Below are 22,830 nucleotides of genomic sequence, written 5' to 3'. Positions count from 1 at the left end.
CCTTTATTTATAAACCAGGGTGAAGGTAACCGCACCTTTGACAACGCCTGAAGACACGTTCGCTTCCGTCTGATATAACCCCGCCCGTAGCGGCACAGTATAATTTGCATTATTCTGAGCCGGATCGTAATCAGTCAGGAGATACGCCGTGTTAAATGACAGAGGAATATCCTGATCGTTCAGTAACTGAATCCCAACGCCACTGGCTGTTGACGTACTCGCCAAAGCAAAAACACCATTGGCGTTATTAATAATGGCCGTAGTCGGTGTAAATAAATAACTGATACTCGATAATCCCGCCGGACATTTCGTGAAATTCAGATTAAAATCTGTACGTGCCGCGGTATAACCTACCCCGCTAAAATCCGTCCGACTGACTGGGGGTAAATTAACCGTGACATCCGATGTCGTACAGGTTCCCCCCGTTGTCGAAATCACCAGACCACCCGCCAGAAAATCAGCAATCATATAGGTTCCGCTTCCGACGGAAGTACTGCCCCCATAAGTCTGGTAATGACGCATATACATCGGGTCAAAAACGGAGGTGCTGCCCGCAGTCAACGACGTGGAGGTTTTAACAAAGCGAATCTGGACATCGACGCCAAGCTTCCATGAACTGCCATCGCCCGTCACCGTGAATAACTGCGTTGGCGTCTGATAAACGCCGTTGGCGACGGTGAGGGGATACCAGTCGCTGGTTTGCCCTTTAACCGTATAACGCCAGCGGGCGATATAGCCCAATCCGGCTTTTACCGCGGTGTGATAGACGTTGTAACTTTGTCCATCAACCTGTGTGGTGCCCCAAATGGTATAAGGAGGGTATCCCTGTACGGCCATCGGTACCGCATAACTCTGATAGCTGGTTCGATGAGAGCAGGTCCAGGCTGTTGGGTTGTAAGAGGTGACCCATGTTCCCAGTAAATCCCCTACGGCAGCGTCTTTACCCACCTGTATGGTCGTAGAGTCAAAGTACTGGTAATAGCCATTGGTACGATCACAATTCACCCATGTCCCGTCGGCACGCGCCACGCCGCACATCGCTACCAGTGTCAAAAAAGAGAGCACCACTCCCGTTACGATAGATTTCATTTTTCACTCCTTAATGACTGGCATACCGCATCAGCGCGACGTAAGTCGGCGGTATTCGCACTTTTCTGCTCTGATAAGCGGTAGCTGAACTGGCATTGCTGACCCACAGCACTTCCCCATTTCACACGCAGTGTGCCCGACAGATTCTTAACACGAGCAAAACTTTGCCCTCCCTGGGCGATATAACCGACAGTATTGCCGCGCTCATCCACGACATCTGCGCCAAACGGCAGAGACTCACCGGCATGTTGAAGGGTGAAAAGAACCGAATATCCCTTATCCGTCGCGTACTTCATCAGTACCACCGCACCCGCGGTAGGTACGCTGTTCTGACTGGTGACGTCCAGGGAGACATCATTCGATAACCCTTTCGGATCGAGTTCGATGGTGTTCTGGCGATACGGGGAGAGATAAGGCACAGCGGCATTACCGCTACGGTTAAGGCTGAGGCTGCTGTTATTCGTAACCTTCGCGCCCCCGGCATGCTCTGCTTCGATGACAGCCATGGTGTCACCCATAATAGGCGTCAGCACAATACCGTTTTGCCAGGCGATAGCGCCGCCAGAAAGGTTCATACCATATTGCTGATAACCCTGACCCGCAGAGAAGTTGCCTCCCAGGGTGGTCCAGGGTGAAGTCCAGTTTCCACTGGCCCCGCCAGTGGTTTTACTGCTGCTATGGTCGTAATGATCCTGATTAGCGAACGCGCTCCAGTTATACTGGCGGTTTTCTCCGGACGTTCCGGCGATTGAGTTTTGCAGTCCCCGATGCCCGCTCTCTTGTACATAGGTGGAGCTGAGATACGCTGAGCGCGCACTATTCCCGAGGGGTAAAGAGATACCAATCGCAATTTTGTTGTCCCATTTATCTTTGACTAAATCGCGGGTACGACTGGCATTAAGGTTAAAATTGAACCACTTAAAGGCATTGGTGTAGCCCAATTGATATTCGGTGTCGCGCCCGCTTTTATTCCAGTAATCCTGGGTACTGGCGCTGATGTTAATACTCCCAAGCGTATCTGAAATAGTTTGCGTCGCGCTGAGTTGCAGCCGATTTTTACGGTTAATGCTGCTGGAATAGGCGCCTTTATTCGTTCTCTCTAAGTCGCGCATCAGCATTGCGTCATCAATATCGTAATAACCCGAACTGGAATAGCGGTAGCTCGCCAGCGTGATATTGGTATCCACGACAGGTAAGATCTTGGCAAATGAAAAACGGATGCTTTGGCCTTCACGTTTGCTGTCATCCGCAAGCGTCGTTCGGGCATGCGTGATATCAGCAGAAAAGGCGCCAACAGGGGTATTGAGCGCAATGCCACCGGCGACAGACTGATAATCCTCCCCGCCAATGGCCCCCGTGTAAGTGGTCAACAGGTTGGTGAAACCGTGACGAAATGTCCCCATCGCTATCTGCGGTTTTTCATTCACAGAGGAATTCCGATAGCGCCCAGCCATCAGCGAATAGCGACTGGTTCCCGGACGCAGCAATTCAGCGATGGAAGCGTAGGTGACGGTAAAACTGTGTTCGCTTCCGTCCGCCTCTTTAACGGTGACCAGCAGATCGCCCCCTGTGCCGTTGGGGTACAGGTCGTCAATACGGAATGCGCCGGGCGGTACCGTCGATTGATAAATGCGTACGCCTCGCTGACTGACGCTGACCAGGGCGTTAGTGTTTGCAACACCAGTAATGACTGGCGCATATCCACGCTGTGAATCCTCATACATACGATCGTCAGAAGTCAGCATCACGCCGCGAAAACCGACGCTGTCAAAAACCTGACCATCGGTGGTGGAATCGCCCATCACCAGCTTACTGCGTAACGGGATAATGCCGCGCTCAAGGTAAGTGCTGGTTGAGTCATATTGCCAGCCCTTATCATTGTTCCAGTTAAAAATGCCACGATAGCGTAAGCGCCACGCATCCCAATTGAGTCCCCCCATCAAACCTAAATACTGGGAAGAGATGGCATCAGATCCGGACATATCGGCATGCCATGCGTTGTAATCATATTGCAGCGTCGCCGCAGGGATACCGTTATCCCATAATTCAGGATTCACATAGCCGCGAACCTGGCGAAGTTGCCATATCTGAGGTGCCTGCACATTAATACGCTGCGATGTCACATCGTAATAGGCTGTTAAATCGGGAGAAATATCATTAATACGCACGCAACTGTCATCAGTTTTGAGCAACTGACGCATTTCTGGTTCAATTTTATCAATATCGATACCCAGCATGGATACCAGCTTTAGTGTAAAACAAGGTCTGGCGACAAGGGGATTACTTTTATCATTTTCAAATTTAACGTCGCCGCGCCCTTTCCACTTATCATTCACATAAAGATCAACATGATATTGCCCCTGAGGGACCGGATTCCCCCGTGAATAATTACTCACATCAATCGCTGAGCGCAAAAAATCACTATTAAACTGCACATCATCGGTGTCAGCAAAGGCAATCTGAACAGAAACAAAAGAAAAGATAATGAATTGAGCAACGCGGGTTAGTCTCAGAGAACAAGAAATAGCATTATGGGCTATTTTGTAATTTATGCTCATTTGTTGTTTCTCCACCATAATCATTTATTACACTGTAAAAAAATGAAGCATCACTTAACCTTGCTGACTTTCTATTCGCGAGGGGGAATACTATTTCACTTTTAGGATTTACCATCCTTTGGGGAAATTTCTCTACAGATGCCAGGACTTCGGACTCTTTTGTCTTACGAATCTCAATCTTGTTAAAGGTGATGTAATAAGGAGAATCGTTGACAACTTTTATATTGTTCCCTTGTAGGGATAGTTTTAGTTCTTTATATGACTGCAATGGTGTTGGCTGCAGATTATCCGGACGATAGAATAATTTTATACGGGTACGAAATGCCAACTGCATACGGGTATTCCCCGACGTTGCGGCCTGTGCTTTTGGCGGAATCTCCAGCATGTTAAACCAAAAAACAGACTCCCTGTCCTGCGGTAATGCTGGGTTTGTCGCCATAATTCGCACCGCTTGCCCTTTAGTCGGGTCAATACGAACGACAGGAGGCGTAATGAGAAATGGAACGTTGATTTCTCCCGGTTTCGCCCGTGGGTTACCATCGTCTATCCATATTTGTAAAAGATAAGGATTACTCCCCCGGTTTTTTAGCTGTACCGTCGACTCCTTGTCTTTTGCATTAAAGACAATGCGTGTTCCATTAATAACAACGTCAGCCATGACGTTCAGTGAGAACATCGAAAATAATAAAACCATGCCGGAAGATAATATCTTTAACATCTCGTTACCTCATAATCAGGAGTAAAGGATGTCCCCTTACTCCTGTTTCTGTTACTCGTATACCATGGTGTAATCGACCTGAGTCGTTACGGAACCCGCAGTCGCTGTGCCTGTCGCATAATATTGTGCAAAGTAATTCAGTGAACCGCTGCCAGACGAGATATCAACCGGGATATCATTCTGACCGGCCGCCACTGAAGCCCCTGCCACAATAGGATTACGATCGGCATTTAATAATTGAACCTGAACGAAAGTCGCGGCATCAGACGCGCCAGTATCAATATTCAGACGGCCGGTTGTGCTATCAACATAGGTACCGGGTTCAAAATAGGTGCTGGCATTATTCAACGCCGTACCTGAACAGCTACTCAGTGAGATCGTAAACGGCGTCGCACCGGCTGTTGCCCCTGTTGTTGCGAGGGTAGACGAAGAGACGGTTGGCAGTATTACTGTTGCATCATTACTGCCGCCATCGACAGAAATAGTACAAGTGGTATCAGTAATTTGTCCGTTAATTGTAATAGTACCATCAACGGCAAATGCTGAAGCAGTAAATGCAGAAGTGAAAACCATTGCTAATGCGGACAACGCAAAATTATATTTACGCATAATTAATTCCCTGTTGTGGTTGATATAAATGAACAGCCCATTGAATGTGTTATTAAGATAAAACGATTCTCGCCCCATCATGAATACGGGTACTGAATAACACCTTTCGGTTCCATTGACATGATATACGCAAAACTTTCATCCGCAATATTAGGATTTTTCAACCAAAACCGATCAATCCAAATGCTTATTGGAAAATAAAGTGCTGCCTTCTATCTACGCTATTCACCCTTATAAATATATCGATAATTAGGTTTTTATAAGACAGCATTGGTTAAAAAAAGATAAAATTTTATAAATCGATTAAATTGATCTAGATCAATACATAAACCAAAACACAGCTAAATTAAACGCCTCACGATCACACTTAAAACAAAAAACAAAAATAATTTAAACAAAAAAGATACATTTGCAGTCGAATTTTTAGCCAGAAAAACCATTTTTCACGATTAAGAGAATAATCCTGACAAACCAACTCGGGTACTTTACGTAATGTGTTAATAATTAATAATTAATTATGAATGAAACCTTCTTTTATTTTATTGTAAGAAAAATCTTATTTTAATAAAAAACGTAACCATCGTTAACCTGGTGTTGCAAAACCCGCCAATTCCAGGAATTTTCCCGTAACGATCTTTTCTTTTAGTCACATACTTTTTCTCAGAATATAAATCTACAGATTACTCATCATAACCTTACAAAAAAGGACAAATGACTATTAGAAGCGGGGTTTTTGAGTACAAAAAAGAATGGAAGTACATTGTTCATTGAAAAATCTGAACACAAGGAAAAGAAGGGATAATCTTAATGCTCGTTCAGCGATAAAGGTAGCGTTGTACAGTATCGCCAGAAGAGCGCTTCTGGCGATAAAATTCAGTTATCTGAATGCGTTACCGATCACCACCCCGGAACCGCGCCGCCGTTAAAGATCGTTTCTGCCGCTTTTGCGACTTCAGGTGACTGATAAGACGCCAGAAATTCCTTCACATTTTCCGCATCTTTATTGTCTTCTCGCGCCACCAGGATGTTCACATACGGCGAATTTTTATCTTCGATAAACACGCTGTCGTGAACCGGAGAAAGCCCGGTTTGCTGAATATAAGTGGTGCTGATAATTGCCACGTCAACTTTCGGGTCGTCCAGTACGCGCGGCAGTTGCGCCCCTTCCAGCTCCATAATCTGTAAATGACGCGGGTTGGCGGTGATGTCCAGCGCCGTCGGCAGCAATCCTTTTCCTTCTTTCAGGGTAATCAACTGTTCTTTTTGCAGCAGCAACAGCGCCCGTCCGAGGTTGGTGGGATCGTTAGGAATCGCCACCGTTGCGCCGTCCGCCAATTGATCGACCGTTTTTATTTTTTTCGAGTAGCCGGCCATCGGGAAGACAAAGGTATTCCCCACCGCCACGAGCTTATAGTTATGCGCCTGATTATCCTGCTCAAGGAACGGGCGATGCTGGAAGACGTTGGCATCCAGTTCGCCGTGGTTGGTGGCATCGTTCGGCAACAGTGAGCCGCTGAAACCGACCAGTTCGACGTCGAGACCGTACTTCTCTTTCGCCACTTTTTTGGCGACTTCCGCCACATCCTGCTCGGCGCCGTTAATCACGCCGACTTTGATGTGCTTTGCATCACTGCTCTGCTGGTCGCAACCGACCAACAACAATCCCGCCAACAGTACCGCCGCCCCTGTCCGTAAATGAGGTATCGTCAATTTCACGTTTTTATCCTTTTGAAATAACCGCCTGATGAGTAATGAAATGACTATAGCGGGAAGGCTGCTGCGGTTTAAAAAACGAAAAGGCATCAATAAGAAGAAAAAAGCATAAAGAGGGAATATTCAAAAATCCTGATGGCGCTGCGCCAACCACACGCAGCGCCATTCGGTTCAGACCAACGCTTTCACGATCTCCATTAACCGGACGATATCTTCAGGTCGGGTGTTGCCCGTTTGTGGGTCGATAATCGATGTGTATAAATGCGGCATTACGCGCGGCACGCCTGCCTCCAGGCAGGTTTGCAGTATGACGCCAAAGTTTTCCACATCAATGCCACCCGTCGGTTCGATCAGCGTCATGCCGTTACGTGCCGCAGTGGTTGCCAGCACATACAGCTCAGGAAGAGACTTTTCGCCCCCCATTGGGAAGAACTTCGCCGCGTGCGCGCCCATATCTTGCATCATACGGATTGCAGCATCGCAGGAGACGCGCGCTGGCGTTCCCTGACCGCTACTGACGCCGGTGGAGATCAGTACCTCACCAGGCGTCCCCGTCGGGCTGACCAGCGCGTTGATGTGCGTTTGTTCTCCGCCTGTCGCCGCCAACGCCCCCGCCGCAAAACCACTGCCGGTGAAGGTCTGGTTGACGTGCGCCGGATGGACCTGTGATGCAATCATCGCCGCTTTGTAATACTGCGCCGGATCGCCTGCCCCCAGGCCCACTGAAACCGAGGGGACTTCGGCCATCCAACGTTTGACCTCCTGGACGCCTTCGTCAACTGACGAAAACTGCGCGGACAGGATGCCAATCACCGCATGTCCCTCGGCGGCGTCATAGATTTCCCGGGCGTTGGCGATATCTTTCGCCAGCACGTTAATCGCCACACGTTGGCGATAAAAATTAATCTGCTGCATGTTCTGCAATCTCCCTGAGTCGCGCCACAATGAGTGCCATTTCCCCTTCGGCGACCGTACGTGGGTCGAGGCTAAAGACGCCCTGATGGAGGTTATAGCGACGGGCGTAGATAGCGATATCGCCTCCCCGAAGTTGAGCTTCGACTTCACGCGCGTCCAGACCGAGCGCCTGCGCGTCGACCCGTACACGAATACGCCAGATAGCGCGCCCGGCTTCGTCTTGCTCAATATCGGCGGTCAGCCCACGGATTGCCGAAATCGCCTCTGCCGTCGGTTGCAACTGTTCGGCGGTCACCACAGTCTGCCCCTGATGATAATTTTCCAGTGCATACACCAGTCCGACCATGTTCTCTTTGCCGATCTTCATCGCTCTGGCGATGCCGTGATGCTGCGCTTTACAGGCGGCAATCCACGGTTTCTTGCCGGTGATAAACCCGGAGGTGGGCGCATTGAAGGCTTTTGCCCCGCTGTAGACAACCATATCCGCCCCACTCGCCACCCAGGCGTGTAAATCCTCCTCGGCGGCGGCATCGACAATCAACGGTAGGTTATGGATCTGCGCAACCTGTACAAAGTCGTCAATGCTGAGCATGCCCTTCTGTACACAGTGGTGCGATTTCACATACAACAGCGCGGCGGTCTCGTCGGTAATCGCACTCTCCAGTTGCCAACGCGCGGCGAGATTGCTCGCCCCGACCTCCACGACGCGCCCGCCGCCCAGACGAATGGCGCTGGTGATGGGAGCGCCATAATCCACGTTATGACCGCGCAGCATCACCACTTCGTTGGCCATGCCGCTGCTGTCTGGCATGAGCGCCACCCTGAGCGGGTCGCCACGAGTAATAGCGGCGGCAACGGCAATGGCGATCCCCGCCGACGCGCAGGAGGTCACATAGCTGTCCTGCGCGCCGGTAAAGCGGGAAACCAGCTCACCGGTACGGTCCACCAGCTCATCGATTTCGACAAAGGCGGAGGCCGCCCGCGCAGTGGCCTGCATCACCTGGGGCGCGACGCTGGAGACGCCAAGAATCGTCATCTTGCCGCAGGCGTTAATCACCTGTTTTAGTCCCAGCTGTTGATAGATATTCTGTGTCATGACTTACAACACTCCCAGCAGCGAACAAACCACGCTAAGCGCCACAATCGACAACAGAATGGTGGTGTATCGCGGCCCTTTCTTCACCAGAAAGATATAGATGGCAAACACCGCCGCCAGCGGCAGCAGGCCTGGCGCGATGGAGTCGAGGATCTGCTGCACCACCACTTCAGAACCCTTCAGCGCGCTGATTTTCAACGGCGTAGTGATCTTGACGTAGCTTGCCGACAACGCGCCCATCATGATTAACCCCAGCACGTTCGCGCCGTAGATCAGTTCTTTGATTCGCCCCCCTTGCAGTAATCCGACGATAGAATCACGCCCCAGGGTGTAGCCTTTGTGGATCAGGCCGTAACTTATCGCCAGCGTGATTGCCGGATAGAGGATCAGCGGTGCAATACCGCCAAACGCGCTGCCATTGGCGGCGAAAGGAATGAAAATCGCAATGAGCAGCGGCATGACGGCGGCCCAAACAATGGAGTCGCCCATCCCAGCCAGCGGGCCCATCAGACCGGTTTTAATCCCGGTAATTGAGGCATCGCTGATCGGCTCGCCGCGCGTTTTCTGCTCTTCCATGGCAATGGAAATCCCCTGGATCACCGCGCCAAAAGTTTGCTCAGAGTTGAAGAAGTTCAGGTGACGTTTTAGCGCCTCCACCTGCTCCTCTTTTTGTGGGTAGAGCTTCTTGATGATCGGCGTCATCGAGGCGCAGAAAATCAGGCTCTGCAGACGTTCATAGGAGTTGGATACCTCCGCGCCCAGCCAGTAGATAAACCACGCTTTGGTGATGTCCGCTTTGGTCAACGCCCCGGTTGTCCGTGCGCGCTCAACCAGTTCATGCTGCATTACGTCGCTGCTCATCATGCTGCTCCTTCATTTTTCGCCAGACCTTTAATCAGGAAGGCCACACAGGTACCGAAGATCGCCATCGCCATGATGTCCACCTTGAGGTACAGCACCGCGAAGAATCCGCCGATAAACCACGGCAGCAGGCTCTTTTTACCGATCACCATAATGGTGATGGCGAAGCCCAGCGCCGGCAGGATCCCGCCCATGATTTCAAAGGAGTGGGTCAGCCAGTGCGGCATCAGTTTGAGGAAACTTTCCACCACGTCCTGACCGAAGTAGTTCGCGGCAAACACCACCGGGAAACGCAGCGCCAGTCCGAGCAATGCCGGGTAGAGGAACGCACAGCGCATGATGCCCGACATATTCGCCGTTTCCGCGTGCTTATCGGCCATATGTACCCAGGCCGCGTTCAGCGTACGACGCAACTGGTCGAGGAAAACGCCGATCACACCGAAGGGGATCGCCAGCGCAATCGCCAGGTTCGGATCCATCCCGGCTTTCACTGCGATTGGAATCGAGATACAGGCTGCCAGCGCCGGATCTGACGGCACGTTACCGCCAGGCGTTGAGGTCACGCCGAGATAAACGAGCTGCATCCCCGCGCCGATAATCATCGCCGTCTGCATGTTGCCAAGCAGCAGCCCGACAAAGACGGCCACCACCACCGGCTGAAGCAGCATGGCAGAGAAGGTGTAGCCAAGGCGTAAGCGGGCAAACCAGTAATACAACCCCATGAGGCTTGCAAAAACTAAGGTATCCATAGTGTTATCCCATTATCAGAGAATTAGAATTTTTTCAGGATATCGTCCAGCGACTGCGGTTTATCTTCCGGGATAGTCTGGAAGAACACCTGAATCCCACGACTTTTCAGGTCGTTAAGAATGCCAACGTCTTTTTCATCGAGCGTAATGTTCTGGAACACGGCTTTACGGTTTGGCCCGCCGCCCAGGCCGCCAACCTGAATGGTCGTGACATCAAACCCCTGTTGTACGGCCTGTTGAATCGCCGCCAGGGAGGGGAACAGCACCAGCACATTGCCGTCGCCCAGTTGGTTCTCTTTCCAGGAAGCCGCAAAGCTCTGGTTGCTGTAGCAATCCACTTTGATGTTCGGCGGCGCGGCCATCAGGTAGATATTTTTCATAAACGGATCGGCGTCCAGTTCGTCACTGACCACTGCGATGCGGTTAGCCTGGGACTGCCCGACCCACTTCGTCACCACCTGTCCGTGGATCAGTCGGCTATCGATACGACATAACACGATGTTTGCCATGATGATTTTCCTTATTGTGATTGTTGTAATTGACGGACATGAGCGACAACGTCCAGGCAACTGCTGCGTCCGGCTTCCACCAGTTCACTGACGCAGAGGGTCAGCGAGCCGTGTTCACGTCTGTCCAGCGCTTCCAGCAGTAGCGACGCGTTCAACCCGGAAACGACCGCCACCGGATAATCCGCGCTCAGCCGCGCTGCCACATTGGACGTCGTGCCGCCAACAAAATCGGTCAGAATAAGCGAGCCGTCCGGCATGGTTTTCACCACGTCCTCGACACGCTGATAAAACTCGCCCAGCGTATCGACGGGCATCAGTGCAATTTCCGTCACGCCTTTAATTTCGCCCATCACCATACGCAGGCTGTTACAGAGCTGTTGTCCCCAGCCACCATGCGTGAGCAGCAGAATTTCGGGCAACGGTTGAGTGGTAGTCAAAATGGCCTCCTGGCGCGATTACATGAGATTTGCAATGCCTGATGGCGCTTCGCTTATCAGGCCTACGGATAATGCTTTTGTAGGCCGGATAAGGCATTTATGCCGCCATCCGGCAAAACTCATCAAAGTAAGAGCAAGGGTTGTGCCAGTATTTGTGTCACGCGAGGGGGAAAAGAGAGCGGGCAGGGCGCAACGCCTCGCCCGTTAAGGGATCAGCTATAAAGCAGTTCGTAGATATAAAAATATTCCGCATCCGATAAACGGATGGCATAGGCCTCTTCAATGGGCAGAAACGCAGATTTAATGACACTAAACGCGCGGGGATCGAGATTCGGTTTGTTTTCCAGCGCCATCTGTAACGGTTTACGGTTGATCACGATACGCTCAACCATGCAACAGCAGTGGATCAGGAAGCGTAGTGTCACCTGGCGACTCGGTTTCAGGGAAAGCGTGGTCGTCAGGTGGTTAAGCACGCCCTCCATCTCCTTGAGAATGCGCTGCGGATTGAGCACCGAAATATGGTTAATAATGCTCTCCATGGTCAGCGCGCTGATAAAGCGCATGGCGCTGCGCTCCATCTCCAGACGGCGTTCGGCGCTGGAGAGATCCGGCGTCAGCAGACTTAACACCAGTTCTGGCCCCTGCTCAGAGAACAGTTCTTCCAACGAGATAAACGGAATATCCGGCAGCCCCGGCTGGAAAGTACCGACAATTCCCGCCAGTCGCTCATTGGCGTTCAGCGCCTGCTGGACGCGTTCGAGGCTGCGCACGTCGTTGTAATCGAGAATAACCATGCGCGTGTCCTGCGACATCAGTTCGCCAAAGCTCTCCTCAAGCACTTTTTTAATCTTTTCCGCCGTACCCATGCCGGTAATGCAGGAGACAACCAGCACTTTGCCGCCGTTTTCCTGCTGCGGGGTACACAGCTGACAGGGGATGTTTTTGCTCTGCATGAGCGCCGCAAGCTGGGGCAAGTCGCTGGTTTCGTAGCTTAAATCCAGCCCGATCTCCAGCAGGCTGGTCAGCGTGATGTTGGGCATTAACAGCACGTCTATCTGAAATAACTTGCTGATCGTACTGCCGAAATGCACCAGTGAACCAATATCAACCATCAGAATCAGCCGCTGATAGCGTTGGGTCTGAATAATCTGGGTCAGCGTTTCCAGCGTGTCATGCACCGACTGCTCAAACGGCATGTCGACCGCGCTGAACAGATCGCGTTCCAGTACACGGTTGACGTACTGCGCCATGCTGGTCGCGGTGGTTGCGCCGTGCGCGACGAGGATCACGCCGCAGTCCGGGCTGGCATCAATGCGCTGGCGGTAGTGACGGCACTCTTTCAGGAACAGACACAGCCAGACCACTTCCGTCGCCGGGCACTGAATATGCAGCAGTTCATTGATTTTCCGACACAACAGCGTGGCGTTATCGTATTCATCCTTGCAGCGATCGAGGATCAGGCTGGAAGAGTAGAGCTGCGGAATCAGCCCGCGCTGGACATAGCCAATCAGCGCCAGGAAGTGCTTGCGCAGCGGATTCACCAGATTTTCCGGCAGCGTAAAGCCCAACACCTGCTCCACGCAGCCGATCAGTAGCGTCACGCGTTCTTCAATTTGATCGCCATAGCGCGGCGGATGCGCCACGCTATCGCGGCTGTAGAGGCCATATTCAAAGATTGAACTGAGCTTGTTTTTCAGGATAGCCAGCGTTTCCGCCGGCGGGACATTACTGTTGCGCAGATTGACATATTCACGGGTCAGGAAGCTGTAAAAGAGATCGCTCTCTTCGATTTCCGCCCCGGTCGCCAGTGAGGTTTTCAGCGCCGGCAGCGTACGCGCATCAATGTTCAGCCGCTCTTTTCCTTCAAACAGCGCATCGACCAGCAGACGTTGTTCCGGCGTGGCATGGAACGGTATCTCCGCCAGCCGTTTATCCAGCTGTAGCGTGTCGTTATGTTCCGTCATCCCCGATGCCCACGCCTGGGCGCACAGGAACTGGATATCGCTCTTCAACTGACCAATGTTGCCCTCCAGCGGTTTGTTCAACAGCCAGAGCAACAGCGTTTTGTCGATGCTGACCGTACGCTCGATTTTGCGACTTTCACGCTGCAAAAAACCGACGATCAGCTCCACCTGTTCCTCAATCGATCGCTGACGAATCCCCGGCAAGTCGATGCTCACCTGAATTCGTCGTTGGAAGGTACGCAACAGCGATGAACTCACCGGTTCCGTGGTCGCGCAAATCAGACGAACCGAGATTGGACGCGCCGTGGCGCTGGATCCCAGCGGACGGTACTCGCCCTTATCGAGAATAGAAAATAGTTTCTCCTGTCCTTCGTAGGGCAGGCGATGCACTTCATCGAGCAGCAAATAACCGCCGTCCGCCTGCTCGACCAGACCGGGTTTATTCTCGCTCGCACCGGTGAAGGCCCCCTGACGATGGCCAAACAGGTGCGAAGAGAGCAGTTCCGGGTTATGGGCGTACTCGGCGCAGTTAAAATAGACCAGCGGCGGCGGGGAACCGGCGGCTTGCTCGCAGGCAAAGCGGTGCATCAGTTCGGCAAAAAAGGTTTTCCCTACGCCGGACGGCCCGGTCAGCAACACATGCAGGCCCTGCGGATAGAGCACGGCGGCACGGCCTTTTTCTACGGCGTCACGCAGGCTGCGATCGTAGCCAATCAGACCGGTGAAAGGATCGTCACCGCCCGTATTTTCCGCTTGCGGAAGCAGGTCGGCCACCGAGCGCACTTCGCGCTCGCTACTCTCCAGCTTGCGCCCCAGCAACGTCTCCAGCGTCTGTCTGTGCAGGAAGAACACCGGACGTCCCCGGCTTTTAATCGCCAGACCATCGTTCCACAGCTGATTGAGATCTTTACTGACCGAGTTGCGCGCCAGCCCCAGGTTAAAGCCAATCGCCTCCGCCGTGAACGCCGTTTCCTGCGCCAAATCGGCACGATCCAGCCCACGCGTCAGCCTTTCAAGCTCTCCCAGTACGATCTCAATCCGTCTCATCTCTTTACCGCTTAAGAATTAAATGATTGTTCAGAACATACACTATTCTGCTATGCAAGAAAGTGAATCGACGTCCAGACGTCATGGTGAACCCGTCCGGTCATCAAAATGTTTTCGATAAATAATGCCGGGCGGCCCCTTTTTCCGGGAAGTCATCGAGGGTCAATTGCAGTTGATAACCGTTCTTCTGATAGAACGGCAGCGCCTGAAAACTCAGGGTATCGACCAGCGCATGGAGACAACCTCTCTCGCGAGCGGCGTGCTCTGCAGCCTGGATCAGTTGACTGCCGTAACCGCCTTTGCGCAGGGACTCATGCATCCATAAAAAATCAATGCTCAGCCATTCCCCTTTGATTTTGCCAATCAATCCACCGCGAATTTCCTGCTGATCGTCACGCCAGTAAACCGCCAGATCGCCAAAATTTCTCGTTTTCAGAAACTGGAAATTGTAGGCACGCAGTCCAGCAAGCAGCGCGTTTTGATCGTCTTCGGTAACGGTATCTGTAATCTGTATCTGCACTCTATCCTCCTGAAAAACTACAACTTTTGGCTGAATCGTTTTCCGACAGTAGCACGGGCTGCTGAGGGAGTCGTACACCGTCTACACTTACTCTTGAAATGATGCGCATCGACTACAAGGATTATTATCATGAAACGAGCCGTTTTATCGATCATTGCCGCCCTTTTCTTGCTGCCCACGCTGGCACAGGCCGACTCGCCTTACGGCGCACTGCAATCCGCGCACGAAAAAAATACGATACTCAAGGACCTACGCAAAATCTGTACGCCGCAGGGTTCACCTTCTGACGAGGCGTGGGAAAAAACGATCATGGCGAATAAAGACAATCAGCAGCACATCCGCGAGGCGGCGTTGGCGATGGAAAGGAATAATCAGAACAACTACTGGGAAGCGCTCGGCAAGGTGGAATGCCCGGACATGTAAGCGTGAAGCCCGCACTTCACGCCCGATGATAAACTTTACCGCTGACGCACATCCGGGATGATTAAGTCGCCGCGCAGCACATACGATCCCAACATACTTTGCGTTTTTTCGTTCAGCCAACTGACAATCCGCGCCGCCATCGCATCCATAGAGTATTCGATTGCCGGGATGGTCGGGATCCCCGGCAGATGCAGCGAGCCGGCGAGGCTAAAGATCATAATGTCTTCCGGAACCGACTTATTAAACGCCTGCAATTGCGGGATCACCCGCTGAGCCTGCTGCTCATCCGCCACCAGCAGCGCGTTAAAGTTAAGCGTGGAAGCGTTATTTAACAGCTCCTGTAACGCTACCGAGGAAGAGGTCGCTTCCATAAAGACCAGGTTGCGATTAAACGGCAGGAAGTTCTTCTCCAGCGCATGTTTGTAACCGAGCAGCACCTGTTCGCAGAACCCCATGCCTTCAGGATGGATGAGGGCTATCTGCCGACGATTTTGGCTAATCAGATAGTTACAGGCCGTTTCGGTGGCAAAGGTGTGGTCAAACTGAATGCTGGTCACGTCGTCGCCTGCCTCCAGACAGTCCACCAGAATGACGTTCTCCTGCGTGATATGCAGCGGAAAACGCGCACCAATAATCAGCACATCGTCACACAAGCCGCAGCTTAACTCATCGAGGGCGCTCATCACCTCCGCTTTGGTATTGGCGAAACGAAGCAACAAATGTTTCTGATGCTGACTCAGGTGCTTTTCCAGCGCGTAAAGGTAGCCCGTCGTCTGGTTGATGTTGTCCTGCGCGCAAATCACGCCTATGCAGCCGGTGGACTGACTGAGCAGCGACTGGGCAATCACATTCGGACGATAGTTCAGCTCATCCACCGCCTTTAACACGGCAAGACGACTGGCTTCCTTCACACCACGCGATCCGCTCAACACGCGCGACACCGTGGCTTTAGACACGCCAGCCAAACGCGATACATCGTTGATAGTAGACATCATTCTCCCCTGACAGAGCCTGCCTGGCTCCTTCAATCCTGAATTTAACATTGGCTTAAATATTCGCCACCAGCAGTATAGCGTTTTCCTTTTTTCATGGAAACCGATTTTCCGTTTCCACTCAAAAAGCGTGAAATAGCGACAAAACCGTGAGCCAAATCCAAATAATTAGCCTTATAAGAATAAGATCTTGACGGTTGTCACAGTTCCGTTTGCTTCGTATGGAAACCGGTTTCCGTATGATATCAAATCAGACTCGCAATAAGTTTTTACATTTTGAGGATGGTTAATAATGTTCAGGATTATGTTGTGTTGCTCTGCAGGGATGTCCACCAGTCTGCTGGTTCGTAAAATGGTCGAAGCCGCAGAAGAGCGGAAGCTGCCAGTACAAATTGATGCATATGGCGTTTCCGAATTTGACATTCAGTTTCCAAACTACCAGGTGGTGTTACTTGGCCCCCAGGTAAAATACATGCTTAACACGCTCTCAGAGAAGGCTGCCACCCAAAACATCCCCGTAAAAGCCATTGATATGCAGGATTACGGAATGCAACGTGGTGACAAGGTGCTGGATTTTGCTCTGTCGCTGATTGAAGCGGCACATTAGAAAGGTGTCATTATGAGTTCGTTATATCAGTCAATGGTTGCTGTCATAGAACAATCCATCACGCCTCTTGCCGGTAAACTGGGCCAGCAGAAATACGTGATTGCGATTCGTGATGGTTTTACCGCAGCGCTGCCGTTTATGATCATCGGCTCGTTCATGCTGGTGTTTATTTTTCCGCCGTTCTCTGCCGAAACCACCAACAGCTTTGCCCGTGGCTGGCTCGATTTTTCCGCCACATATCGTGAACAACTGATGCTGCCGTTTAACCTCAGTATGGGTTTTATGACGTTCTTCATCTCCGTGGGTATTGGCGCCAGTCTGGGCCGTCAGTTTACTCTCGATCCGATTATGTCCGGCCTGCTGGCGTTTATGGCCTTTTTACTGGTCGCCGCACCGTATGCCGACGGTAAAATCTCCACGCAGTACCTTTCCGGTCAGGGGATCTTTACCGCACTGATCACCGCCATCTACTCCACGCGCGTCTATGCCTGGCTGAAGCAGCACAACATCACAATCCGTCTGCCGAAAGAGGTTCCGACCGGCGTCGCCCGTTCGTTTGAGATCCTCATTCCGGTTCTGGTGGTCATTGCGACGCTGCATCCGCTGAACCTGTTTATTGAAGCGCAGACCGGAATGATTATTCCGCAGGCGATTATGCATCTGCTGGCACCGCTGGTTTCAGCGTCTGACTCCCTGCCGGCGATCCTGCTTTCGGTTCTGATGTGCCAGATTTTCTGGTTTGCCGGTATTCACGGCTCGCTGATCGTCACGGGCATTATGAACCCGTTCTGGATGGCAAACCTGTCGGCAAACCAGGCTGCTCTCGCGGCGGGTGTCGCCCTGCCACACGTTTATCTGCAAGGTTTCTGGGATCACTACCTGCTGATCGGCGGCGTGGGCTCTACTTTACCGTTGGCCTTCCTGCTGCTGCGCAGTCGCGTTACCCATCTGCGGACGATCGGCAAAATGGGGATCGTCCCTAGCTTCTTTAACATTAATGAGCCTATTCTGTTCGGTGCGCCGATCATCATGAACCCGATGCTGTTTATCCCGTTCGTCTTCGTGCCCATGATCAACGCCGTACTGGCATACGCTGCGACCCGTCTGGGCTGGCTGGATCAGGTAGTGTCACTGACGCCGTGGACCACGCCCGCACCGATTGGCGCATCGTGGGCGGCAAACTGGGCCTTTAGTCCGGTGGTGATGTGCCTGATCTGCATGGTGATGTCGGCGCTGATTTACCTCCCGTTCCTGCGCGCTTACGAACGCTCTCTGATGAAAACAGAAGAGCAAAAAGCCCAGGACGCCGTCTCCGTGGCGAACGCTGCCCGTAGCAACTCATAATGAATCAAGGAGTCAGAACAATGAGATACCGTTTTCCTGAAAACTTCTGGTGGGGCAGTGCCTGCTCAGCGCTGCAAACCGAAGGGGATAGCCTGAACGGCGGCAAAAGCCAGACCACATGGGATGTGTGGTTCGACCGCCAGCCAGGTCGTTTCCATCAGGGGGTTGGCCCGGCGAACACCTCGACGTTTTATCAGCACTGGAAACAGGACATCGCGTTGTTGAAGCAGTTAAAACATAACAGCTTCCGCACTTCGCTAAGCTGGTCACGCCTGATTCCTGACGGTACGGGCGAGGTGAATCCAGAGGCGGTGGCGTTCTATAACAACGTCATTGACGAACTGCTGGCGCAGGGCATCACGCCGTTTATCACGCTGTTTCACTTCGACATGCCGATGGTGATGCAGGAGAAGGGCGGCTGGGAAAACCGTGACGTCGTGGAGGCCTTTGGCCGCTACGCGCAGACGTGTTTCAAATTGTTCGGCAACCGCGTTAAGCACTGGTTCACCTTCAACGAGCCGATTGTGCCGGTGGAAGGCGGCTATCTGTATGACTTCCATTACCCGAACGTAGTGGATTTCAGGCGCGCAGCGACCGTGGCGTATCACACCGTGCTGGCGCACTCGACAGCGGTTCGCGCTTATCGCGCGGGCAACAACGATGGCGAAATTGGCGTGGTGCTTAACCTGACGCCTTCCTATCCGCGCTCACAGCACCCGGCGGATGTGAAAGCCGCGCACTATGCGGATCTGCTGTTTAACCGCAGCTTCCTCGATCCGGTGCTGAAAGGGGAATATCCGGCGGATCTGGTGGCATTGCTGAAAGAGTACGATCAGTTGCCAGTCTGTCAACCGGGTGACGCACAGCTGATTGCCGATGGCAAAATCGACCTGCTGGGGATTAACTACTACCAGCCGCGTCGGGTGAAATGCCGTGATACCGCAGTCAATCTGAATGCGCCCTTTATGCCGGAGTGGTTGTTTGATTACTACGAAATGCCAGGCCGCAAAATGAACCCTTATCGCGGGTGGGAAATTTATGAGCCGGGTATTTACGATATTATTACGAACCTGCGTGATAATTACGGCAACCCGCGCTGCTTTATTTCTGAGAACGGAATGGGCGTAGAAAACGAACAGCGTTTTATTCAGGATGGGCAAATTAACGACAACTACCGTATTGAGTTTGTTTCTGAACACCTTAAATGGCTACATAAAGGGATCAGCGAGGGCTGTCAGTGTCTTGGCTACCATATGTGGACGTTTATTGATAACTGGTCATGGCTCAACGGATATAAAAACCGCTATGGCTTTGTACAGTTAGATTTAGACACGCAAAAACGTACGGTGAAAAAGAGCGGCGAGTGGTTCGCTAATACCGCCGAACACAACGGATTCGATTAAGAGATACAGACAATGATTGCATTAGAAGAAGCAGTAATGGACATTATCGTCAATGCCGGACAGTCCCGTAGTCTGTGCTTCGAGGCGCTGCACGCCGCGCGTGCAGGCAACATTGACGAGGCGAAAAGCCTGCTTCGGGAGGCTGACGGCTACGCTCGTCAGGCTCACCACATGCAAACCAAATTGATCGAACAGGATGCCGGGGAAGCCCGGCAACCCATGACGTTAATTATGGTGCATGCGCAGGATCACTTAATGACGTCGCTGTTAGCCCGCGAACTGTCAGAAGAAATTATTCATCTCTATCAACGCTAATTTAAATTAAATAATAAACGGAGACGTCACTACGATTAAATAAATACTATCTGTACCTCTATCTATAAATAACAGATCAACTTGTTTTGGTGATAGCGAATTACACCGAGGCGGGATGGTTATTATCTTAAAATAAATTAATGCGCACATCTATTCAGAATGCTTAATGCAAACTGAAGGATAAAACGTAAATGAGATAACCATGAACATGATAAAAAAACTTCCATTAGCCATGGCGGTCGTGGCCGCGCTTTGCCCGATTTCTGTACTCGCACAGGAATTTACTCAGGAACAAATCGACGCCATCGTCGCCAAAGCCGTAGATAAAGCCCTTGCGGAACGTCAGGCGAAAATGGACGCTGCTGTGGCGAAACAAACCGATGTCATTAACGAGCCGCAAAGCGCCGCACAGTCACCCGACATGGCCATCCCGTTCGGTGTGAAATTCAGTGGCTATGCGCGTTATGGCGCGCAGTTCCAGAGTGGCGATCAGAAATACGTGGGCGTTGATGGTTCCTATAACGGTGCATCCGCCATTGGTCGTCTGGGTAACGAAGGCAACGGCGGTGAATTCCAGCTCTCCAAAGCGTTCAAAGGCGACAACGGCGCGATCTGGGATATCAACGTGATGATCGACCACTGGGGCGACGAGGTGAACCTCAAAAAAGCTTACGCGGGGGTCACCAACGTTCTGGAATCCAACCCGAACGCCTATATCTGGGCCGGTCGCGACTTCCACCAGCGTCCGCAACAGGGGATCAACGACTACTTCTGGATGAACCACGACGGCCAGGGTGCCGGGGTGAAGAACTTCGATATCGGCGGCATTCAGTTTGACGTTGCCACCGTAGCTGCCGTTGAATCGTGCAGCCCGGAAGTGATGGAAGATGAAGCTAACCCGTCACGCATTACCTGTACCGGCGGTTCCGGCACGGGTGATAAAGGGAACTACGCCGTTACCTCAAAAATTCACGGCATGAAACTCGGTCCGTTGGATCTGGAAATCTACGCCAACTACGGCTTTGACTCGAAAGCCGTCGACACCGACGATCGCCTGAAGGCCTGGCAGGGCGCGTTTGTGGTGAGTCATACCAATGACAGCGGCGTCAACAAAGTGATCGCCCGTTACTCTGATAACTCCGACAACAGCGTCTACAACAAAACCGACGACCTGACCGCGATTTACGCCAGCTTCGAAGGAAGCCACAAGTTTACGCAGCAGGCGCAGGTTGAATACCTGCTGGCATTCCATGACTACGATAACAGTGCTGACCAGAGTGAAAATCGTAAGAACTACGGTGCCATTGTACGTCCCATGTACTTCTGGAACGACGTGCACTCCACCTGGCTGGAAGCGGGCTATCAGCGTGTCGATTATGACAACGGCGGCGATAACAAAGGCTGGAAGCTGACGCTGTCGCAGAACATGTCGATTGCGATGGGGCCTGAATTCCGTCCAATGCTGCGCTTCTATGTCACCGGCGGCAAAGTGGATAACGGCCGCACCGCCCGCGTGAACGGCACAGATGACGAAACGCTGGACGATTTCAACGTCGGCGCGATGTGGGAAGCGTGGTTCTGATTGGCAATATCGCGTTATGCCTGATGGCGGCATAAATGCCTTATCCGGCCTACAGTCACGTAGGCCCGGTAAGCAACGCGCCACCGGGCATAATGCCGGATGGCGGCGTTAACGCCTTATCCGGCCTACGTGAAGGAACCCTCAATGAGGGTTGAGATTATTGCATACCCTTTATGCGAACTTTCGCTGCCACCAGAAGCGCCGTCAGCAGCATCAGGCTGCCGGAAAGCATCAGGGGCGACAGCAGGCCAAGGTTATCGAGTGCATAGCCTCCCACCGCGGCCCCACAGGTATTGGCAAGCTGGATCACGGCGACCTGGACGGATCCAGCCTTTTCTGCCTGATCGGCGAGCGATCGGGTGATCCACGTCGACCATCCCACCGGCACCAGCGCAAACGCCAGCCCCCAGATAATTGCAATGCTTGCCGCGACAATCTTGTCGCTGCCCCACAGTATCAGCACCAATGCGCTCAGCGCCAGCACCAGCGGCGCACCGGCCAGTGCCAGTTTGACTGAGCGTTTGAGGATCACAGACGATAGTGAGGTGCCGACAAAACTGGCGATACCAAAACTCAACAGCACCAGCGTCAGACCATCGACATCAAAACCCGCCAGATTCATATACACCGGGCGGATGTAAGTGAAGAACGCAAACTGTCCGGCGAAGGACATAAAGATGGCAATCATCCCCGCCATCACGCCCGGACGATTCAGCAGGCTGAACATGTTTTGCTTCTGATGCGAAGGCTCGCCGGGCAGCGGCGGCAACGATTTCACCAACCAGATAATACACAGCACGCCCATCACCGCCGCCGCGTTAAAGACATTACGCCAGCCGATGATCCCCCCCAGGAAACTCCCCAGCGGCGCGGCAATAACCAGCGCGATAGAGACGGATCCGAAAATCACCGACAGCGCTTTCGGCACCGTACGCGGCGGAACCAGCCGCATGGTCAGCGAGGCCGACATCGCCCAGAATCCGCCCAACGCCAGTCCCAGACAGGCGCGTCCCACCAGCAGTAACGCGAAGGAATTGGCAAAAGAGACCAGCAGGCAGGAGAGGGTCAGCAACACGGAGAACAGAATCACTACGTAGCGACGGTCAGTGGCCTGAATGATCTGCGTGATAAACAGGCTGGCAAACATGGCGACAAACGCGGTCACGGTCACCGACTGTCCGGCTACGCCTTCAGAAATGCCCAGGTCCTGCGCCATCGGCGTCAACAGACTGACGGGTAAAAACTCGACGGTGATCAGGCAAGCCACACAGAACGCCACGGCAAATACTGCCGACCAGTTTGGGCGAGCGACAACGTCAGCGCGGGTTTTCTCTTCGATACATTCACTCATTTTGCTATCTGCGTCGATTTCTTGTGGG

21 protein-coding genes are annotated in these 22,830 nt (G+C 52.4%); 6 read left to right on the top strand and 15 right to left on the bottom strand.

Annotation, left to right across the window (positions count from 1 at the left end):
• Positions 1 to 3: 3 nt before the first annotated feature.
• The 13 genes from ACERJC_RS15310 to ACERJC_RS15250 form a co-directional block, all read right to left on the bottom strand.
• A complete protein-coding gene (locus ACERJC_RS15310) occupies positions 4 to 1,089 on the bottom strand; it encodes a fimbrial protein (protein WP_373672008.1) in 1,086 nt (361 codons plus the stop codon).
• Entirely contained in the window at positions 1,086 to 3,647 is a 2,562-nt protein-coding gene (locus ACERJC_RS15305) for a fimbria/pilus outer membrane usher protein (RefSeq protein WP_373672007.1), read from the bottom strand. The genes ACERJC_RS15310 and ACERJC_RS15305 overlap by 4 nt, the downstream gene beginning before the upstream one ends.
• Entirely contained in the window at positions 3,619 to 4,365 is a 747-nt protein-coding gene (locus ACERJC_RS15300; protein WP_371895468.1) for a fimbria/pilus periplasmic chaperone, read from the bottom strand. The genes ACERJC_RS15305 and ACERJC_RS15300 overlap by 29 nt, the downstream gene beginning before the upstream one ends.
• Positions 4,366 to 4,416: 51 nt before the next feature.
• The gene (locus ACERJC_RS15295; protein ID WP_152400709.1) at positions 4,417 to 4,974 is read right to left on the bottom strand and encodes a fimbrial protein; all 558 of its coding nucleotides are present in this window, start codon (positions 4,972 to 4,974) and stop codon (positions 4,417 to 4,419) included.
• 897 nt (positions 4,975 to 5,871) lie between these two features.
• Complete coding sequence (nlpA, locus tag ACERJC_RS15290; RefSeq protein WP_152400710.1) at positions 5,872 to 6,690, bottom strand: lipoprotein NlpA; 819 nt, start codon at positions 6,688 to 6,690, stop codon at positions 5,872 to 5,874.
• A 168-nt stretch (positions 6,691 to 6,858) separates the two neighbouring features.
• Positions 6,859 to 7,602 (bottom strand): 2-dehydro-3-deoxy-phosphogluconate aldolase, encoded by a 744-nt coding sequence (gene dagF / locus ACERJC_RS15285; protein ID WP_178827468.1) that lies wholly within the window; start codon positions 7,600 to 7,602, stop codon positions 6,859 to 6,861.
• On the bottom strand, positions 7,589 to 8,698 hold the full coding sequence (gene dgaE / locus ACERJC_RS15280; RefSeq protein ID WP_371895467.1) for a D-glucosaminate-6-phosphate ammonia lyase: 1,110 nt from the start codon (positions 8,696 to 8,698) through the stop codon (positions 7,589 to 7,591). The genes dagF and dgaE overlap by 14 nt, the downstream gene beginning before the upstream one ends.
• A gap of 3 nt (positions 8,699 to 8,701) precedes the next feature.
• The gene (locus ACERJC_RS15275) at positions 8,702 to 9,562 is read right to left on the bottom strand and encodes a PTS system mannose/fructose/sorbose family transporter subunit IID (RefSeq protein WP_161215577.1); all 861 of its coding nucleotides are present in this window, start codon (positions 9,560 to 9,562) and stop codon (positions 8,702 to 8,704) included.
• Entirely contained in the window at positions 9,559 to 10,308 is a 750-nt protein-coding gene (locus ACERJC_RS15270) for a PTS mannose/fructose/sorbose/N-acetylgalactosamine transporter subunit IIC (protein WP_042323417.1), read from the bottom strand. Before ACERJC_RS15270 ends, ACERJC_RS15275 begins: the two co-directional genes overlap by 4 nt.
• Positions 10,309 to 10,331: 23 nt before the next feature.
• Positions 10,332 to 10,817, bottom strand: a complete 486-nt coding sequence (locus ACERJC_RS15265) for a PTS sugar transporter subunit IIB (protein ID WP_042323421.1) — start codon at positions 10,815 to 10,817, stop codon at positions 10,332 to 10,334.
• Between the two features lie 11 nt (positions 10,818 to 10,828).
• Entirely contained in the window at positions 10,829 to 11,254 is a 426-nt protein-coding gene (locus ACERJC_RS15260; protein ID WP_152400716.1) for a PTS sugar transporter subunit IIA, read from the bottom strand.
• Positions 11,255 to 11,466: 212 nt separating this feature from the next.
• A complete protein-coding gene (gene dagR / locus ACERJC_RS15255; protein ID WP_046492288.1) occupies positions 11,467 to 14,265 on the bottom strand; it encodes a transcriptional regulator DagR in 2,799 nt (932 codons plus the stop codon).
• Positions 14,266 to 14,368: 103 nt separating this feature from the next.
• Positions 14,369 to 14,785, bottom strand: a complete 417-nt coding sequence (locus tag ACERJC_RS15250) for a GNAT family N-acetyltransferase (protein WP_373672006.1) — start codon at positions 14,783 to 14,785, stop codon at positions 14,369 to 14,371.
• A 129-nt stretch (positions 14,786 to 14,914) separates the two neighbouring features.
• Between ACERJC_RS15250 and ACERJC_RS15245 the strand changes: the two genes are divergently transcribed.
• Entirely contained in the window at positions 14,915 to 15,208 is a 294-nt protein-coding gene (locus tag ACERJC_RS15245) for a YicS family protein (RefSeq protein WP_152400724.1), read from the top strand.
• Positions 15,209 to 15,243: 35 nt separating this feature from the next.
• Here the strand turns inward: ACERJC_RS15245 and ACERJC_RS15240 are convergent, their stop codons facing one another.
• Complete coding sequence (locus ACERJC_RS15240) at positions 15,244 to 16,200, bottom strand: LacI family DNA-binding transcriptional regulator (protein ID WP_152406222.1); 957 nt, start codon at positions 16,198 to 16,200, stop codon at positions 15,244 to 15,246.
• 292 nt (positions 16,201 to 16,492) lie between these two features.
• On the opposite strand from ACERJC_RS15240, the gene ACERJC_RS15235 reads away from it, so the two are divergent.
• The 5 genes from ACERJC_RS15235 to ACERJC_RS15215 all read left to right on the top strand — a co-directional run bounded on the left by ACERJC_RS15235 (position 16,493) and on the right by ACERJC_RS15215 (position 21,451).
• Positions 16,493 to 16,807 (top strand): PTS sugar transporter subunit IIB, encoded by a 315-nt coding sequence (locus ACERJC_RS15235; protein WP_042323435.1) that lies wholly within the window; start codon positions 16,493 to 16,495, stop codon positions 16,805 to 16,807.
• A 12-nt stretch (positions 16,808 to 16,819) separates the two neighbouring features.
• Entirely contained in the window at positions 16,820 to 18,151 is a 1,332-nt protein-coding gene (locus ACERJC_RS15230) for a PTS sugar transporter subunit IIC (protein WP_373672005.1), read from the top strand.
• A 20-nt stretch (positions 18,152 to 18,171) separates the two neighbouring features.
• Entirely contained in the window at positions 18,172 to 19,554 is a 1,383-nt protein-coding gene (gene gmuD, locus ACERJC_RS15225; protein WP_373672004.1) for a 6-phospho-beta-glucosidase GmuD, read from the top strand.
• 12 nt (positions 19,555 to 19,566) lie between these two features.
• The gene (locus tag ACERJC_RS15220; RefSeq protein ID WP_046492303.1) at positions 19,567 to 19,869 is read left to right on the top strand and encodes a PTS lactose/cellobiose transporter subunit IIA; all 303 of its coding nucleotides are present in this window, start codon (positions 19,567 to 19,569) and stop codon (positions 19,867 to 19,869) included.
• A gap of 202 nt (positions 19,870 to 20,071) precedes the next feature.
• Complete coding sequence (locus ACERJC_RS15215; RefSeq protein WP_373672003.1) at positions 20,072 to 21,451, top strand: carbohydrate porin; 1,380 nt, start codon at positions 20,072 to 20,074, stop codon at positions 21,449 to 21,451.
• A gap of 157 nt (positions 21,452 to 21,608) precedes the next feature.
• Here ACERJC_RS15215 and nepI read toward each other — a convergent pair whose 3' ends face one another.
• A complete protein-coding gene (nepI, locus tag ACERJC_RS15210) occupies positions 21,609 to 22,802 on the bottom strand; it encodes a purine ribonucleoside efflux pump NepI (RefSeq protein ID WP_373672002.1) in 1,194 nt (397 codons plus the stop codon).
• Between the last annotated feature and the right edge of the window lie 28 nt (positions 22,803 to 22,830).

Origin of the sequence: Citrobacter telavivensis, assembly GCF_041807075.1 — a bacterium.
GTDB classification, from domain to species: domain Bacteria; phylum Pseudomonadota; class Gammaproteobacteria; order Enterobacterales; family Enterobacteriaceae; genus Citrobacter_A; species Citrobacter_A telavivensis.
This window is presented reverse-complemented; position numbering and strand designations above follow the sequence as displayed.